Origin of the sequence: Pigmentiphaga sp. NML030171, assembly GCF_002188635.1 — a bacterium.
Taxonomy (GTDB): Bacteria; Pseudomonadota; Gammaproteobacteria; order Burkholderiales; family Burkholderiaceae_B; genus Pigmentiphaga; species Pigmentiphaga daeguensis.
The window spans coordinates 14,420-29,736 of sequence record NZ_NINX01000021.1; the positions used below are offsets into that span (position 1 = coordinate 14,420).

General features: G+C 69.2%; 14 protein-coding genes. 6 read left to right on the forward strand and 8 right to left on the reverse strand.

Translation table 11 applies throughout. The features are described from left to right. The first annotated feature begins 83 nt into the window (after positions 1–83). Entirely contained in the window at positions 84–623 is a 540-nt protein-coding gene (locus CDO46_RS05310; protein WP_087837659.1) for an adenine phosphoribosyltransferase, read from the forward strand. Between the two features lie 37 nt (positions 624–660). Here the strand turns inward: CDO46_RS05310 and uvrA are convergent, their stop codons facing one another. Then, positions 661–3,567, reverse strand: coding sequence for an excinuclease ABC subunit UvrA (gene uvrA / locus CDO46_RS05315; protein WP_087837525.1), 2,907 nt, complete (start codon positions 3,565–3,567; stop codon positions 661–663). Between the two features lie 384 nt (positions 3,568–3,951). Here uvrA and CDO46_RS05320 point away from each other — a divergent pair, with 384 nt between their 5' ends. From CDO46_RS05320 to CDO46_RS05330, 3 genes are all read left to right on the forward strand, one after another. Beyond that, entirely contained in the window at positions 3,952–5,166 is a 1,215-nt protein-coding gene (locus CDO46_RS05320; RefSeq protein WP_254914555.1) for an MFS transporter, read from the forward strand. 160 nt (positions 5,167–5,326) lie between these two features. Further along, positions 5,327–5,839, forward strand: a complete 513-nt coding sequence (gene ssb, locus CDO46_RS05325) for a single-stranded DNA-binding protein (RefSeq protein ID WP_087837527.1) — start codon at positions 5,327–5,329, stop codon at positions 5,837–5,839. Positions 5,840–5,858: 19 nt separating this feature from the next. Further along, positions 5,859–6,257, forward strand: coding sequence for a VOC family protein (locus CDO46_RS05330; protein WP_087837528.1), 399 nt, complete (start codon positions 5,859–5,861; stop codon positions 6,255–6,257). Between the two features lie 56 nt (positions 6,258–6,313). Here CDO46_RS05330 and CDO46_RS05335 read toward each other — a convergent pair whose 3' ends face one another. Both CDO46_RS05335 and crcB read right to left on the reverse strand, forming a co-directional pair. Beyond that, the gene (locus tag CDO46_RS05335; RefSeq protein ID WP_087837529.1) at positions 6,314–6,526 is read right to left on the reverse strand and encodes a hypothetical protein; all 213 of its coding nucleotides are present in this window, start codon (positions 6,524–6,526) and stop codon (positions 6,314–6,316) included. Positions 6,527–6,545: 19 nt separating this feature from the next. Beyond that, a complete protein-coding gene (gene crcB / locus CDO46_RS05340) occupies positions 6,546–6,929 on the reverse strand; it encodes a fluoride efflux transporter CrcB (RefSeq protein WP_087837530.1) in 384 nt (127 codons plus the stop codon). Between the two features lie 100 nt (positions 6,930–7,029). Between crcB and CDO46_RS05345 the strand changes: the two genes are divergently transcribed. Further along, entirely contained in the window at positions 7,030–8,517 is a 1,488-nt protein-coding gene (locus CDO46_RS05345) for an AMP nucleosidase (protein WP_087837531.1), read from the forward strand. A 60-nt stretch (positions 8,518–8,577) separates the two neighbouring features. After that, positions 8,578–10,152 carry an EAL domain-containing protein gene (locus CDO46_RS05350; RefSeq protein ID WP_087837532.1) on the forward strand — a complete coding sequence of 525 codons (1,575 nt, stop codon included), beginning with the start codon at positions 8,578–8,580 and terminating at the stop codon, positions 10,150–10,152. A 6-nt stretch (positions 10,153–10,158) separates the two neighbouring features. Here the strand turns inward: CDO46_RS05350 and CDO46_RS05355 are convergent, their stop codons facing one another. Genes CDO46_RS05355 through CDO46_RS05375 form a run of 5 tightly spaced genes read right to left on the reverse strand, consistent with a single transcriptional unit; the run spans position 10,159 to position 15,288 of the window. Next, complete coding sequence (locus CDO46_RS05355) at positions 10,159–10,914, reverse strand: citryl-CoA lyase (protein WP_087837533.1); 756 nt, start codon at positions 10,912–10,914, stop codon at positions 10,159–10,161. Positions 10,915–10,928: 14 nt separating this feature from the next. Then, positions 10,929–13,046, reverse strand: coding sequence for an acetate--CoA ligase family protein (locus CDO46_RS05360; protein ID WP_087837534.1), 2,118 nt, complete (start codon positions 13,044–13,046; stop codon positions 10,929–10,931). Next, positions 13,043–13,528: a MaoC/PaaZ C-terminal domain-containing protein gene (locus CDO46_RS05365; RefSeq protein WP_087837535.1), complete on the reverse strand. Its 486-nt coding sequence runs from the start codon at positions 13,526–13,528 to the stop codon at positions 13,043–13,045. Before CDO46_RS05365 ends, CDO46_RS05360 begins: the two co-directional genes overlap by 4 nt. A gap of 7 nt (positions 13,529–13,535) precedes the next feature. Beyond that, on the reverse strand, positions 13,536–14,282 hold the full coding sequence (gene fabG, locus CDO46_RS05370; protein WP_087837536.1) for a 3-oxoacyl-ACP reductase FabG: 747 nt from the start codon (positions 14,280–14,282) through the stop codon (positions 13,536–13,538). Between the two features lie 43 nt (positions 14,283–14,325). Continuing rightward, a complete protein-coding gene (locus CDO46_RS05375) occupies positions 14,326–15,288 on the reverse strand; it encodes a tripartite tricarboxylate transporter substrate binding protein (protein ID WP_087837537.1) in 963 nt (320 codons plus the stop codon). Positions 15,289–15,317: the final 29 nt, after the last annotated feature.

Genomic DNA, 15,317 nt, shown 5'->3' on the forward strand with positions numbered 1-15,317 from the left:
CGCTCTTTGCGTTACAGTGGCGTCCTGTGTCGCCGGGGCCTCCCATCCCGGTTTCCTCCGATTCCTTCCTGTCCGAGCCCGCCATGTTCCTGGACCCGAACTACATCCGAGACCGCATACGCACGGTGCCCGACTGGCCCGAGCCCGGCGTGCAGTTCCGGGACATCACGCCGCTGCTGCAGGACCCGCGCAGCTTCCGCGTGCTGATCGAGCTGTTCGTCTACCGCTACATGAACCAGCGCCTGGACCTGGTGGCGGGCATCGATGCGCGGGGATTCATCGTGGGCAGCGTGATCGCGCACGAGCTGAACCTCGGTTTCGTGCCCGTGCGCAAGAAGGGCAAGCTTCCCTACGACACCATCGCCGAGCAATATGCCCTGGAATACGGCAGTTCGACGGTGGAGATGCATGCCGACGCCGTGCGCCCCGGGCAACGGGTCGTGCTGGTGGACGACCTGGTCGCCACCGGCGGCACCATGCTGGCCGGCATGAAGCTGCTGCAGCGGCTGGGGGCCAACGTGGTCGAGGCGGCCGCCGTCATCGACCTGCCGCGGTTGGGCGGATCGAAGGCGATACGCGATTCGGGACTGAACCTCTACACCGTCTGCGAATTCGACGAGTAAGCGGCCCGGCCTTCGGGGGCCGGCCGGGCCTGGCGCGTCAGCCGGCCTTGCGCCGGGGCGCGCGCGCCGCCCTGGCCGGCGCGGAAGGGGCGCCGGCGGCCAGGAATTTCTTCAGATAGCTGCCGGTATGGCTGCCGGGCGCCTGCGCGATCTCCTCGGGCGTGCCCTGGGCCACGATGCTGCCGCCGCCGTCGCCGCCTTCCGGACCCATGTCGATGATCCAGTCCGCGGTCTTGATGACGTCCAGGTTGTGCTCGATCACGACCACGGTGTTGCCGGCGTCCACCAGGTGCCCGATCACTTCCAGCAGCAGCGAGATGTCGTGGAAATGCAGGCCGGTGGTGGGTTCGTCCAGGATGTAAAGGGTGCGGCCGGTGCCGCGCTTGGACAGTTCCTGTGACAGCTTGACCCGCTGCGCCTCGCCGCCCGACAGGGTGGTGGCGCTTTGTCCCAGGCGGATGTAGCCCAGCCCCACGTCGATCAGCGTCTGCAGCCGCCGGGCGATGGCCGGCACGGCCTCGAAATACTCCAGGGCCTGCTCGACGGTCAGGTCCAGCACCTCGCTGATGTTGCGGCCGCGGTAGCGGATTTCCAGCGTTTCGCGGTTGTAGCGGCTGCCATGGCAGACGTCGCAGGGGACGTAGATGTCGGGCAGGAAGTGCATCTCCACCTTGACCACGCCGTCGCCCTGGCAGGCCTCGCAGCGGCCGCCCTTGACGTTGAAGCTGAAGCGGCCGGGATCGTAGCCGCGGGCGCGGGCTTCCGGCACGCCCGCGAACAGCTCCCGTATCGGGGTGAACAGGCCGGTGTAGGTGGCCGGGTTGCTGCGCGGCGTGCGGCCGATCGGGCTCTGGTCGACGCTGATGATCTTGTCGAAATGCTCCAGCCCCTCGATGGACTCGTAGGGCGCGGGCTCGGTCTGGCTGTTGTACAGGTGGCGCGAGACCACGTTGACGAGCGTGTCGTTGATCAGGGTCGACTTGCCCGAGCCCGAGACCCCGGTGATGCAGACCAGGCGGCCCGCCGGGATGCGCAGGTCCACGCCTTTCAGGTTGTTGCCCGAACAGCCCCTGAGCTCCAGCCACGGCAGTTCGTCCTGGCCCGCCACCGGCCGGCGGGGCGGGATGGCGATGGACTTCTGGCCGCTGAGGTATTGGCCGGTCAGGGACTGCGGGTCGGCCACGATGTCGGCCGGCGATCCCTGCGCCACGACTTTCCCGCCGTGTTCGCCCGCGCCGGGGCCCATGTCCACGACCCAGTCGGCCTCGCGGATCATGTCCTCGTCGTGCTCGACCACGATCACGCTGTTGCCGAGGTTGCGCAGGTGCCGCAGGGTGCTGATCAGCCGGTCGTTGTCGCGCTGGTGCAGGCCGATGGAGGGTTCGTCCAGCACGTACATCACGCCGGTCAGGCCCGAGCCGATCTGGCTGGCCAGGCGGATGCGCTGGGCCTCGCCGCCCGAGATGGTATCGGCGCTGCGGTCCAGCGACAGGTAGCTTAGCCCCACGTTGTTCAGGAAGGTCAGGCGGGCGGAAATCTCGCGCACGATGCGGTCGGCGATCTCGCGCTTGGCGCCGGTCAGCGCCAGTTCCTCGAACCAGTGCAGGCAGTCGGACAGCGGCAGGGCTTCCAGCTGGTAGATCGCGCGTCCCTGGTCATCCTCGCCCACGCGGACGTTGCGGGCCTCGGCGCGCAGCCGCGAGCCGCCGCAATCGGGGCAGGTCCGCACGTTCCTGTACTTGCCCAGTTCCTCGCGCACCGTGGCCGAGTCGGTTTCCTTCCAGCGGCGCTCGAGGTTGGGAATCACCCCCTCGAAAGGGTGCGAGCGCACGGTCGTGCGTCCTTTCTCGTTCACGTAGGTGAAGGCGATTTCCTGGTCGCCCGAGCCGTACAGCACCCGCTGCTGGGTGTCCTCGGACAGTTCCTCGAACGGGGTGTCCACGTCGAAGTCGTAGAAGGCCGCCAGGCTGGTCAGCAACTGATGGTAGAACGGGTTGCGCCGGTCCCAGCCGCGAATGGCGCCGCCGGCCAGGCTCAGTTCGGGAAATGCCACCACCCGTTTCGGATCGAAGAAGCCTACGTGGCCGATGCCGTCGCAGCTGGGGCAGGCGCCGATGGGATTGTTGAAGCTGAACAGCCGGGGCTCGAGCTCCGGCAGGCTGTGCCCGCATACCGGACAGGCATAGCGGCTGGAGAACAGATGCTCGCGTTCGTGGCCATCGGCATCGGCGTCCATCTCCAGCACGATGGCCCGCCCCTCGGCCAGGCCGATGGCCGTCTCGAAGCTCTCGGCCAGCCGCTGCTGGGCCTCGGGCCGCACGCGCAGGCGGTCGATCACCACGTCGATGCTGTGCTTCTCGGTCTTCTTCAGCGGGGGGACGCTGTCGATGTCCAGCACCTGGCCGTCCACGCGCACCCGCACGAAGCCCTGGGCCTGCAGGCTGGCCAGTTCGTCCTCGAAGCTGCCCTTGCGGTCGCGTACCAGCGGCGCCAGGATCGCCAACCGGCTTTCGGCCGGCAGCGCGAGGGTGATGTCCACCATCTGGCTGATGCTTTGCGCCTGCAGCGGCAATTGGTGGTCGGGGCAGTAGGGCGTGCCCACCCGCGCGAACAGCAGGCGTAGGTAGTCGTGGATTTCCGTGACCGTGCCCACGGTCGAGCGCGGGTTGTGGCTGGCGGCTTTCTGCTCGATGGAAATGGCCGGCGACAGGCCCTCGATCAGATCGACCTCGGGCTTGTCCATCAACTGCAGGAACTGGCGGGCGTAGGCGGACAGGCTTTCCACGTAGCGCCGCTGGCCTTCCGCGTACAGGGTATCGAACGCCAGGGAGGATTTGCCCGAACCGGATAGCCCAGTGATCACGACAAGCTGGTGGCGGGGCAACTCCAGCGAGACGTTCTTCAGATTATGGGTGCGCGCACCCCTGATGCGGATGACATCCATCAAGCAAACCTTTACGCGAGCGGTGGCGAAAGCCAACTTGGTAATATAACCCCCCCGTACGCGCTGACGCGCGCCCCCCAGGGGGCGGGCGGCGGGGGACCGGCGGAGCCGGATCCCCCGTGCCCTGGTCTAGTGGGGCTTTCTTGGGATGTGGCGCTGGTGCTGTCGCTGGCTGCCGGCGTTCGCGATGGGTGACATGACAAAGAGACTCGTATTGGATTCAGAGGATTGCGGGTTCGGTTCCGCCGGCCGGTCACTGTCCTTCGGGCAAAGGCCCGCGTTGCGAAACACGGTTACACGACTCAGGATGCCGCGGATCTGGCTCCGCCAGTCCGCAGGCATCGCCCCCTGGGGGGCGCGCGTCAGCGCGTACGGGGGGGCCCAATGACTTCATTTCGGATGACCCCTTTCGAGCGCCGCGCCAGCTTGTCGCTGGCGGCGCTGTTCATGTGCCGGATGCTGGGGTTGTTCCTGCTGCTGCCGGTGTTCGCGGTGGCGGCGAAGGCCTTGCCGGGGGGGAACGATCCGGCGCGGGTGGGATTGGCGCTGGGCATGTATGGGCTGACCCAGGCGTTCATGCAGATCCCGTTCGGGCTGGCCTCGGACCGCTGGGGCCGGCGGCCGGTGGTGGTGATGGGACTGGTGCTGTTCGTCGCCGGCAGCGTGGTCTGCGCCACGACCGACGACCTGTTCTGGATCACGATCGGGCGGGCCATCCAGGGCTCGGGCGCGATTTCGGCGGCGGTGACGGCGTGGCTGGCCGATGCCACGCGCGACGAGGTGCGGACCAAGGCCATGGCCATGATAGGCGCCTCGATCGGCCTGACCTTCGCGGTGTCGCTGGTGCTGGCTCCCGTGCTGGTGGGCTGGGGCGGGCTGACCGGCCTGTTCTGGACCATCGCCGCGCTGGGCGTGGCCGCACTGGGCGTGGCCGCCTGGGTGGTTCCGGCCGCGCCGCCCGCGCCGCGGGGCGAACCCGCATCCATGTCCAGCGTGCTGTCGCACCCCGACCTGCTGCGACTGAACCTGGGCGTCTTCACCCTGCACCTGATCCAGGTGGCCCTGTTCGTGGTGGTACCCGCCGCGCTGGTGCACACCGGCGGCCTGGACACGGCCACCTTGTGGAAGGTCTACCTGCCGGTGGTGCTGGCCTCGTTCGTCGTCATGGTGCCGGTGATCGGCATCACCGAACGCTACGCCACCCACCGCAAGACCCTGCTGGGCGCGATCGCCGGGCTGGTGCTGGTGTGCATGTTCCTGCCGTGGGCCCAGGACCACTATGGATGGCTGGTGGGCGCCATGATCGCCTTCTTCTCCGTCTTCAACATCCTCGAGGCCATGCAGCCTTCGCTGGTATCCCGCGTGGCGCCGCCGTCGCTGAAGGGGCTGGCCCTGGGTTTCTATAATACGAGCCAGGCCATCGGGCTCTTCGCCGGCGGGGCGCTGGGCGGCTGGCTGGTCTCCCACCTGGGGTCCGCGGCGGTATTCCAGGCGGCGGCGGGGCTGGCGGTAATATGGCTGCTGGCGGCCTGGGGGATGAAGCCCCTGCCCGCCAGGCGGACCGCTCGGCCGGATCGGGTGTCCCATCCCGCGTCCTGAGCCCTTCCTGTCCCATTTACGCACGAGACCGTATTGCGGTCGGCGCATTTTCAACCAATGATGTTTTTTTTCTTGTGGCCCGTGGCCGCGCCGGGCGGGGGTGGCTACAATCCACCCGCCTCGCCGCGGGCCGGTGAATACAGTCAATAGGAGTGTGGTAATGGCATCCGTCAACAAAGTCATCCTGGTCGGCAACCTGGGCCGCGACCCCGAAGTTCGCTACACGCCCGACGGCGCAGCGATCTGCAACGTGTCCATCGCCACCACGTCCCAATGGAAGGACAAGAACTCGGGCGAACGCCGCGAGGAAACCGAGTGGCACCGCGTGGTGTTCTACAACCGCCTGGCCGAGATCGCCGGCGAATACCTGAAGAAGGGCCGTTCGGTGTATGTCGAAGGCCGCCTGAAGACCCGCAAGTGGCAGGACAAGGACACCGGCGCCGACAAGTACACGACCGAGATCGTCGCCGACCAGATGCAGATGCTGGGCGGCCGTGAAGGCGGTGGCGGCGGTGGCGAAGGCGGCTACGGCGGTGGCGGCGGCTATGGTGACTCCGCGCCGGCCCAGCGCCCGTCCAACCGTCCGGCCAGCGGTGGCGGCGGCCAGCGTCCGGCCTCGCAGTCGAGCTCGGCGCCGAACTTCGCCGACATGGACGACGACATCCCGTTCTGACGGGCGCGCCATCCCGTCGATGCTCCATCACCTTTCTTTCGGCGTGGCCGACCTGCGTGCCGCCGCCGATTTTTATGATGCGGTGCTCAGGCCTCTGGGGTACGAGCGTGTCTGGACGGATTTCGACGGCGAGCCCGACAGGCAGGCCGTCGGATACGGCCTTCCCGGAGGGGGCGACAAGTTCGCGCTCAAGCAATGCCCGAAAGGCGGGGCCGTACCCGGGCCCGGCTTTCACCTCGCTTTTTCCGCGCCAAGCCGGGATGCCGTCGACCGTTTCCACGAGGCGGCCCTGCGCCATGGGGCCGTCGACAATGGCGCTCCGGGGCTGCGGCCTCGCTACGGCCCGGATTACTACGCGGCGTTCGTGATCGATCCGGAAGGCAACCGCATCGAGGCCGTCATCAGCACGGCGGCCTGACGAGCCGAACCCCGCCCGACCCGGCGGGGTTTTTTGTTGCAACCGATCCTGGCGTTTCAGCCCGCCGCCGGCGCCCGAGCGCCCACCCGCCCGAACTCCACCGGCTGCTTCACGTAGAACAGGTCGATGGGTTCTTTCGCCAGGGCGTCCAGCAGGGTGCCGCCCAGGGCGCCCTGGGCCTGGGCGAAGGCCAGCAGCCAGTGGGCCAGGGGCTGGCCGCCGTGGCGCCGGTCCTGCCGGGTGAAGAAAGTCAGTTGGAAACCGTTCACGATGCGTCTCCTTGCAGGGTCAGGACTGCCGCAACCCGGCGTAGGTGGCGATGCCGAGCAAGGTCATCGCGACGGAACCGCCCACGTGGACCAGGATGGTCGCGGCCACCCAGCCCAGCCGCTGCTGCTGGATCAGGGCGACCAGTTCGGCCGAGAAGGTGGAAAAGGTGGTCAGGCCGCCGCAGAAGCCGGTGATGATCAGCAGCCGCCAATGCGGCGGCAGGGCCGGGTTGCCGGCGAAATAGGCCACGGCCAGGCCGATGATGTAGGCGCCGATGAGGTTGGCGGCCAGGGTGCCAGGCGGCATGGCGGGCAGCAGGGCGTTCAGGCCCAGCCCCATGACCCAGCGCAGCAGCGCCCCGACGGCGGCGCCGACGGCGATCGCGATTACCGCGAGCAGCATGACGGACTCCTTGCGAAGGCGGGCTAGTGTAGTACGAGGCCGCGGGACCGGCCAGGCCGCGGTAGGCTAAGCTATATCAGGACCTTCTCCAACTCCGATCATGACCCCGCCCGCCAGTGTCCTCCTTCGCCATCCCGCCCCCTGGCCCACCGAGTCCTTCCGCGATCCCGACGCCGCCGTCCAGCGCCTGATCGACATCTACGCGCGCAATACCGCCTTCCTGTGCGACAGCTTCCGCGAGGTGGTCGCCACGCAGGCATCCTCGCCCGGGCGGTTCCGCGCCTGCTATCCGTTCATCCGGATCAGCGTGGACACCTACGACGAGGTGGATTCGCGCCTGTCGTATGGGCACGTGGCCGAGCCCGGCGTCTACCAGACCACCGTCACCAAACCCAGGCTGTTCCGCTCCTACCTGACCGAGCAGCTGCGGCAATTGATGGCGAACCATGGCGTCGCGGTCGAGATCGGCGAATCCGACGTGCCCATCGCCCTGCACTTCGCGTTTCCCGACGGCATCTATGTCGAGGGCGAGGACATCGAGGCGCTCAAGCGGCCCCTGCGGGACCTGTTCGACACGCCCGACCTCGCGGTCACCGACGACGCCATCGTCAACGGCACCCACCGCCATCCGCCGGACGGGCCGCAGCCGCTGGCCCCGTTCACGGCGCCGCGCATCGACTACTCGCTGCATCGCCTGCAGCACTACACCGCCACCGCGCCTTCGCACTTCCAGAATTTCGTGCTGTTCACCAACTATCAGTTCTACGTGGACGAGTTCTGCCTGCGCGCGCGCACGCTGGTGGCACAGGGGCACTACGACGCGCTGGTCGAGCCGGGCAATCGCGTCACCCGCGCGGGCGACCCGCTGCCGGACCCGGCGGCGCCGATGTCGCGGCTGCCGCAGATGCCCGCCTATCACCTGGTGCGCGAGGGGCATTCGGGCATCACCCTGGTCAACATCGGCGTGGGGCCGTCCAACGCCAAGACCATCACCGACCACATCGCCGTGCTGCGTCCGCATGCCTGGCTGATGCTGGGGCATTGCGCCGGGCTGCGGGCCTCGCAGCGGCTGGGCGACTACGTGCTGGCACACGGCTACGTGCGCGACGACCACGTGCTGGACGCGGATCTGCCGACCTGGGTGCCGATTCCCCCGCTGGCCGAGGTGCAGGTGGCGCTGGAGCAGGCGGTGGAAGAGGTGGCCGGGCTGTCGGGCTGGGAGCTCAAGCGCATCATGCGCACCGGCACGGTGGCGACCATAGACAATCGCAACTGGGAACTGCGCGAGCACCTGGAGCCGGTGCAGCGTTTCTCGCAGTCGCGCGCCATCGCGCTGGACATGGAGTCTGCCACCATCGCGGCCAATGGCTTTCGCTTCCGCGTGCCCTACGGCACCTTGCTGTGCGTGTCGGACAAGCCCCTGCACGGCGAGCTGAAGCTGCCGGGGATGGCCAGCGCGTTCTACCGCCGGCAGGTGGGCCAGCACCTGGACATCGGGCTGCGGGCGCTGGAGATCCTGAGCAAGATGCCGCCCGAGCGGCTGCATTCGCGCAAGTTGCGCAGCTTCCTGGAGACCGCGTTCCAGTAGCGGGGTGTGCCGCCCGCACGGTAGGATGCGATCCATGATCGGTACGTGCAAGGGGGGCGCGTGACGACCGGGGAACGGCAGAACAAGCGGTGGTGGCTGAGGTGGCTGCTGGTGGCGGCCGCCGCCGCCTTGCCGCTCGCGGTGGCGGTGCCCTTCGTCTACATGCAGGCCGGCCTGCTGGCGCGCCACGACGCGCGTGGCGCGGCCGAAGTGGTGATGCGCCAGGCCGATGCCATTTTCGCCGAGGCCGACAGGCTGGCGGCGGAGATGGCGCCGCAGGCCGGCAAGTCCTGCGCCGAGGCCGACTCCACCCTGCACGATGCGGCCTTCCAGCCCTACTTCCGCGCCATCGTCCTGGTGCGGCACCGCGTGCTCTATTGTTCCTCGATCACGGACGCCTTCACGCTGCCGCTGGCGCAACTGCTGCCGGACAGCGCAGTGCCGCCGGGGCGGTCCTTTCATTTCGTTCCCGGCACACCCATGGTCCCGGACCGGCCCGCGGTAATGGCGGTCCGGCTGGACGCGGCCGGGGACGGCGTCATCGTCACGGTGGACGGCCGCTATCTGCGGGACCTCCTGGACGCGGTGGGCGGCAGCGGCCGCTACCGGATCGGCATCGAGTCGCTGGATGGCCGGCAAGGCCTGGCGGGCCGGCGCGCGGGCGTCCCGCCGCCCGGCGCATCGTCCGTGCGGGAGGTGGTGTCGACGATCTATCCGTTCCGGGTGCGGTCCCTGGCGGATGCCGCGCTGCTGGCCGAATACCGGAAGCGGCTGGCGGGCAGCTATGCGCCTTTCGTCGTGCTGCTTGCCCTGCTGCTGGGCTATCTGTGCCACCACTTCCTGAAGTACCGGTTCTCGCTGGTGGCCGCCATCAGGCGCGGCATGCGGCGGGGCGAGTTCGAGGTCCACTACCAGCCGGTCATCGACCTGCGCGATGGGTCCTGCGCGGGTGCCGAGGCGCTGATGCGCTGGTTCCGCCCGGGCCTGGGCGCGGTGCGGCCGGACCTGTTCTTCGCCGTGGCCGAGTCCAGCGGCCTGGCGATTCCGCTGACGCGGCACCTGTTCAAGCTGGTGGGGCGCGACCTGCGCCGCTGTCCGATGGGGCCGCTATTCCGCGTGGGCCTGAACATCACCGCCAGCCATCTGGTGGAGCCGGGCATCGTCGACGACGTTGCCCGCCTGCGCAAGGTGGTCGGGTCGGGGGCGGCGGACTTCGTGCTGGAGATCACCGAGCGCGAGCCCTTGCCTCCCATCGAGCAGGTCTACCGGAACATGGGCGTGCTCAGCGCCAGCGGCGTGAAGCTGGCCATCGACGATTTCGGCACGGGCCACAGCTCGCTGGCCTACCTGGAGCGGTTCCCGGTCGATTACCTGAAGATCGACCGCGGCTTCGTGGCGGCCATCGGCACGGACGCGGTCAATGCCTCGGTGCTGGAGATGATCATCGGGCTGGCCGCGCGGCTGGGGGTGGAGCTGACGGCCGAGGGCGTGGAGACGCACGGGCAGCGCGACTATCTTGCCGCCCAGGGCGTGCACTACGCGCAAGGCTTCCTGTATGCGCGGCCCATGCCCATCGAGGCCCTGCGCGCCTGGGTGGATGAGCTCCGCGGCGGGCCGATGCCGGCGGAGCCCTGAAGGCGGTCAGGCCTGCAGCTTGCCCGCCGCCATGTCCCACACCTGCTGGCCCAGGGGGGTGCGCTGTTCCTCCAGAATGTGCGCCATCAGGCCCGCCGTGCGGCCGATCAACGTCAGCGCCTTGCCCTGCTCCGGCGTCAGCCCCATGTCCAGCGTGATCGCGCCCTTGGCGCCCGTGGCGTTGAGCGGAATCTTGCGGCCAGTGGCCCGGCTGGCGGCGGCCGCCAGTTCCACCGCGAAGCGGCAGTAGGCGCCGTAGTAGCCGCAGTCGCGCGCGATCTCGAACATCTTCTCGCAGCGCGGGTCGCCGTCCACATGGACGGGGTGGCCCACGCCTGGGATCTTGCGCTTGGCCGCGCGCGTCTCGCGCACGCAGCGCTCGGCGGCTTCGCGCAATTGTTCGTCGGTCCAGCTTTCCTGCCGGGGCAGCGCATCGCGCAGGAAGCGCGCGCTGTATTCGATCACGCCCAGGAAACGGCTGCCGGCGCCCAGCAGGCCGGCGGCCAGCGCGCCCTGCATGGCCTCGGGCGCGCCATGCAGCGTCAGGCGCGCCGACAGGGCGCTGGGGGTCAGGCCATGATCGGTGGCGCTGACCAGGAACAGGTTGAGCATGCGCTTGAGCCTGTCGTCGGGAAACCTGCCCAGCAGCTCCAGCGACATCACGTCGATGAAGTCGCGTTTGTCGAACAGGTCGTGCACGAGGTCATGGCCTCGCACGGTGATGCGGTGGGCGTCGCCGCCGCCGATTTCGCTGCGTATCATCCGGGATTCCATCATCAGTGAATGACGCCGTCCAATGCGACGGCGCCCTGGCCCTGTTCGAGCACGAGCAGGGGGTTGATCTCCAGCGCTTCCACGCCGTCGCCCAGCGACAGGAAGAGCGCCGCGGTTCTTTCTATCGCATCGACCAGGGCATTCCGGTCGTAGGCGGGCCGGCCGCGGTGGGCCGGCAGCAGCCGCGCCACCCGGGTCTGGTCCACCATGGCTTCGATGGCCGGGCGGTCGGCGGGCAGGCGGCACCGTGCCACGTCGGCCACGATTTCCACCGCCACGCCGCCCGCGCCGAAGGACAGCATGGGGCCGAACACCGCGTCGCGATGCACGCCGACCAGGGTTTCGATGCCACCGCGCACCATCTCCGCGACGATGACGCCGCGTATCGCGGACGCGGCCACGCCGTGCCGTGCCGCCGCGTCCATGATGGAGGCGAAGGCGCGTTCGGCGGCGGCCTCGTCCCGCACGCCCAGCACGACGCCGCCGACATCGCTCTTGTGCTGCACACCGTCGGCGACCAGCTTGAGCGCCACCGGAAAGCCTATCCGGGTAGCCGCCTGCGCCGCCTCGCGCGCGGTGGCCGCCGTGGCCTCCCGGGGAACGCGGATGCCGTGCCGGGCGAAAAGGGCCTTGGCCTGCGCCTCGTTCCACGGTCCGGCCGCCGCCGGCGTGGCGGGAGCGGCCAGCGGCAGGCCGGCCAGCCGCTCCCGCGGCGCGCGCACGTAGGCGTCGCAGCGGGCCATGGCCCGCGTGGCGTTGCGCAGGCTGTAGAGCGGCGCGAAACCTTGTTCGATGAGCAGGTCGTGGGCCGGGCCGCGCCGGCTGCTCATCCAGACCGGGACGAAGGGAATGGGCGCTTCGCGGGCGATGTCCATCAGGTTGCGCACCGAGGTTTCGGTGGTGGCGGCGTAGTTGGACGTGATCGGATAGATGACCGCGTCGATGCCGGGATCGGCGAACAACGGCACCAGGCAACGGCGGGCCAGCGCGGTATCGGTCAGGGCCTTGGTGGTCAGGTCGACGGGATTGGCCAGCGCGGCATAGGACGGAGCATGGCGCGCCATCTCCTGGATCGTGGCGGCAGACAGTTCCGCCATCTCCAGGCCCGCGGCGCTGATCATGTCGGCCGCCAGCACGCCCGCGCCGCCCGACGACGAGTACACGCAGATGCGCCGGAACGGCCGCCCGCCCGCTCGTGCCAGCAGGCTGGCGACGTCCAGCATCTCATCCAGGTCGTCGACGCGGATGACGCCGTACTGGGCGAACACGGCTTCGTTGACCGCATCCTCGCCCGCCAGTGACGCCGTGTGCGATTGCGCGGCCTGGGCGCCGAAGCTCGACCGGCCGACCTTGAGCACCGCGACCGGCTTGCCCGCCCGGTGGGCGGCCTGGATGGCGGCCAGGAAGCGGACGCCGTCCTTGAGGCCCTCCATGACCACGCAGATCGCCCGCACGTCGTGCTGCCGCGCCAGCCACGCGATGAAGTCGGCGCTGTCCAGGTCCACTTCGTTGCCGGTGGAGAACCAGCGGCCGAAGCGCACGCCGCGGTCGCTGCCCTGCATCAGCGATCGTCCCAGTCCGCCGCCCTGCGTGACCAGCGCCAGCGGGCCGCCGTGGCCGTCGTTGCGGAACTCGGTGGAGAACGTCAGGCCCAGGCGCGGTGCCAGCGAGGTCAGACCCGCGCAGTTGGGGCCGTAGATGCGCATGCCCGTGTCGCGCGCCAGGTCGCGCATGGCTCGTTCGGCCGCCTTGCCGTCGTCGCCGACCTCGCCGAAGCCGCCGGTAAAGACCACGGCCGTGCCCACGCCGCGCGCGGCGCAGCGGCGCAGCGCGTCCAGGGCGGCCTCGGCGGGCACCAGCAGCAGCGCCACGTCGATGGGGCCGGCGGGGACGCTGTCGATGTCGGGATGGAGCACATGTCCCTTGAGCTCGCCGCCGCGGGGGTTGACCAGATGGACGTCGCCCTGGAAGTCGGAGTGCTCCAGCACATTCTCCACCGTCGTGTGGCCCAGGGAACCGGGCGTGGACGAGGCGCCCACGATCATGATCGAGCGCGGCTTCATGAGCCGGTCGAGGTCGGCGAAGGAAATGCCGGCCGTCGTCGTTGCGGATGCCGTCATGCCTGCGACTCGCGAAGTTTCATCAGGGTGATCCAGGCGCTTTCCATGACGACCTCCCCATGCTGGTTCAGCACGGTGCGCTCGAGCGTGACCTTGCCCGTGCCGGGACGCCTGCCGGACAACCGCTTCTCGCCCACCGACAGGGCGACCTGGATCGTGTCGCCGATGAACACCGGCTTGCGCCAGCGGCACGACAGTTCGGTCAGCGCCAGCCGCGATGGGTCCATCAGCCGGTAGACCGGCATGCGTGTCGTCAGGCCCGAGGCAATCGCCAGCGTCAGCAGGCCGTGCGCGGCACGTTGGCCGAAGGGGTGCTGCGCCGCGTGGACGGCGTCGGTGTGCAGCGCGTTGTAGTCGCCGGACAGGCCGGCGAAATTGACCACGTCCGCCTCGGTGACCGTGCGGCGCGGGCTGAGCCATTGCCCGCCGGGTTCGAGGTCGTCGTAGTAGAGCGCCTCTTGCAGGTAGCGTTCGATGTCCATGCCGGCCTCAGGAGCGGCCGCCGGTGACGTGCACCGTCTCGCCTGTGATGAAGCCCGCCAGCGTCGAGGCCAGGAAGGCGACGGTGGCCGCCACGTCCTCCGGGTCGCCCAGGCGCGCGACCGGCGTGTTCTGCCTGGCCCGTTCGGTCAGCGTCTCGTAGTCGGCGCGCTGGCGCATCCGGGGCGTGGAGATCACGCCGGGGGCCACGGCGTTGGCCGTGATCCCGAACTTGCCCGACTCCAGGGCCAGAGAACGGGTGAAGCCGATCAGGCCGGCCTTGGCCGCCGAGTAATTGGTCTGGCCCGGGTTGCCGCGATGCGCGCGGGAGGCGATGTTGACGATGCGCCCGAACCTGTTCTGCATCATGCCGGGCAGCACGGCGCGCGAACAGTGGAAGGCGCCTTGCAGCGTGACGTCCAGCACGGCCTGCCAGTCTTCTTCCTTCATCCGGGTCAGGTAGGCATCGCGGGCGAAGCCGGCGTTGTTGACCAGGATGTCCACGCCGCCGAAGCGTTCCTGCGCCCGGGCCACGGCCGCGCCGACCTCGTCGCGCGAGGTGACGTCGGCACGGCACCCCAGCACATGGGCGCCTTCGCCCTCCAGGATGCCCACGGCACGGGCAATGGCTTCTTCGTTGGCGTCGCAGATGACGATCCGGGCCTGTTCCCGGGCGAGGCGCTGAGCCACCGCCAGCCCCAGCGTGCCGGCGCCGCCGGTGATGAATGCGGTGCGGTCCTTGATTCCTAGATCCATGATTCCTGTCGCAAGTGTTGTAAAGAGTCGGGGTCGGGCAGGTTCAGTCGATACGGATCCTGGCCCGTTCGATCAATTCCTTGGCGGCCTTGCGTTCCTTGTCCAGGAACACGGCGAACTCGTCGGGAGTGCTGCCGACCAGCGGCGTATTGATGGAGGCGAAGCGTTCGCGCACGACCGGGTCCTTGAGCGTGTCGCGCAAGGCGGAGGCCAGCTTGTCGATGACGGGGCGCGGCGTTCCGGCCGGAACGACCACCGCCTGCCAGGTGGTGACGGAGAAGCCCGGCACGCCGGCCTCGGCCACGGTGGGCACGTCCGGCAGGTCTTCCACGCGCTTGGGACCGGTCAGGGCAAGCGCGCGCAGCGTGCCGCTCTTGATGTGCGGATTGGTGGTCGAGCGACTGTCGGCCATGAAATCCAGCCGGCCGGCCAACAGGTCCTGGATGGCGGGGCCGCTGCCCTTGTAAGGTACGTGAGTCATGGATCCGCCCAGCGCGAGGGCGAGCGAGGCGCCGGCGATGTGCATGGAGCTGCCGTTGCCCGCGGACCCGTAGGCCAGCGGCGTTCCTTTCCTGGCCGCGGCGATCAGGTCGCCCATGGTCTTGTAGGGCGAGTCCTTGGGAACCACCACCACCAGCGGCGAATCGGTCAGCTGGGTTACCGGCGCGAAGGCCTTGGCCGGATCGAGCTTGTTGCCGGCGTACAGGTACTGGTTGACCGCCAGCGGGCCGACGTTGGCCCACAGCACGGTGTAGCCGTCGGGCGCGGCGGCGGCCACCGTGTCGTTGGCGATGTTGCCGTTCGCGCCGGGCTTGTATTCCGGCACCACGGGCTGGCCGAGCCGCTTGGACAGTTCGTCCTGCACCATGCGGAACGCGATGTCCGAGGCGCCGCCGGGGGCGAAGCCGATCACGACCCGCACGGGCTTGGCGGGATAGTCGGCCATGGCGGGCGCGGCGGCGGCCAGTGCGGCGCCGAGCAGCAGGGGCCGGTGGAAAGTGGTCATGCCTGTCTCCTTGTACTGGGGTGAAAGGG

What these genes read in the sequence shown, in the direction of transcription:
- ssb (WP_087837527.1), top strand. Translation starts at nt 5,327, where the DNA reads ATGGCATCCGTCAACAAAGTCATCCTGGTCGGCAACCTGGGCCGCGAC.
- CDO46_RS05330 (WP_087837528.1), top strand. Translation starts at nt 5,859, where the DNA reads ATGCTCCATCACCTTTCTTTCGGCGTGGCCGACCTGCGTGCCGCCGCC.
- CDO46_RS05355 (WP_087837533.1), bottom strand. Translation starts at nt 10,914, where the DNA reads ATGATACGCAGCGAAATCGGCGGCGGCGACGCCCACCGCATCACCGTG.
- fabG (WP_087837536.1), bottom strand. Translation starts at nt 14,282, where the DNA reads ATGGATCTAGGAATCAAGGACCGCACCGCATTCATCACCGGCGGCGCC.
- crcB (WP_087837530.1), bottom strand. Translation starts at nt 6,929, where the DNA reads ATGCTGCTCGCGGTAATCGCGATCGCCGTCGGCGCCGCCGTCGGGGCG.
- CDO46_RS05365 (WP_087837535.1), bottom strand. Translation starts at nt 13,528, where the DNA reads ATGGACATCGAACGCTACCTGCAAGAGGCGCTCTACTACGACGACCTC.
- CDO46_RS05310 (WP_087837659.1), top strand. Translation starts at nt 84, where the DNA reads ATGTTCCTGGACCCGAACTACATCCGAGACCGCATACGCACGGTGCCC.
- CDO46_RS05360 (WP_087837534.1), bottom strand. Translation starts at nt 13,046, where the DNA reads ATGACGGCATCCGCAACGACGACGGCCGGCATTTCCTTCGCCGACCTC.
- CDO46_RS05375 (WP_087837537.1), bottom strand. Translation starts at nt 15,288, where the DNA reads ATGACCACTTTCCACCGGCCCCTGCTGCTCGGCGCCGCACTGGCCGCC.
- uvrA (WP_087837525.1), bottom strand. Translation starts at nt 3,567, where the DNA reads ATGGATGTCATCCGCATCAGGGGTGCGCGCACCCATAATCTGAAGAAC.
- CDO46_RS05320 (WP_254914555.1), top strand. Translation starts at nt 3,952, where the DNA reads ATGACTTCATTTCGGATGACCCCTTTCGAGCGCCGCGCCAGCTTGTCG.
- CDO46_RS05345 (WP_087837531.1), top strand. Translation starts at nt 7,030, where the DNA reads ATGACCCCGCCCGCCAGTGTCCTCCTTCGCCATCCCGCCCCCTGGCCC.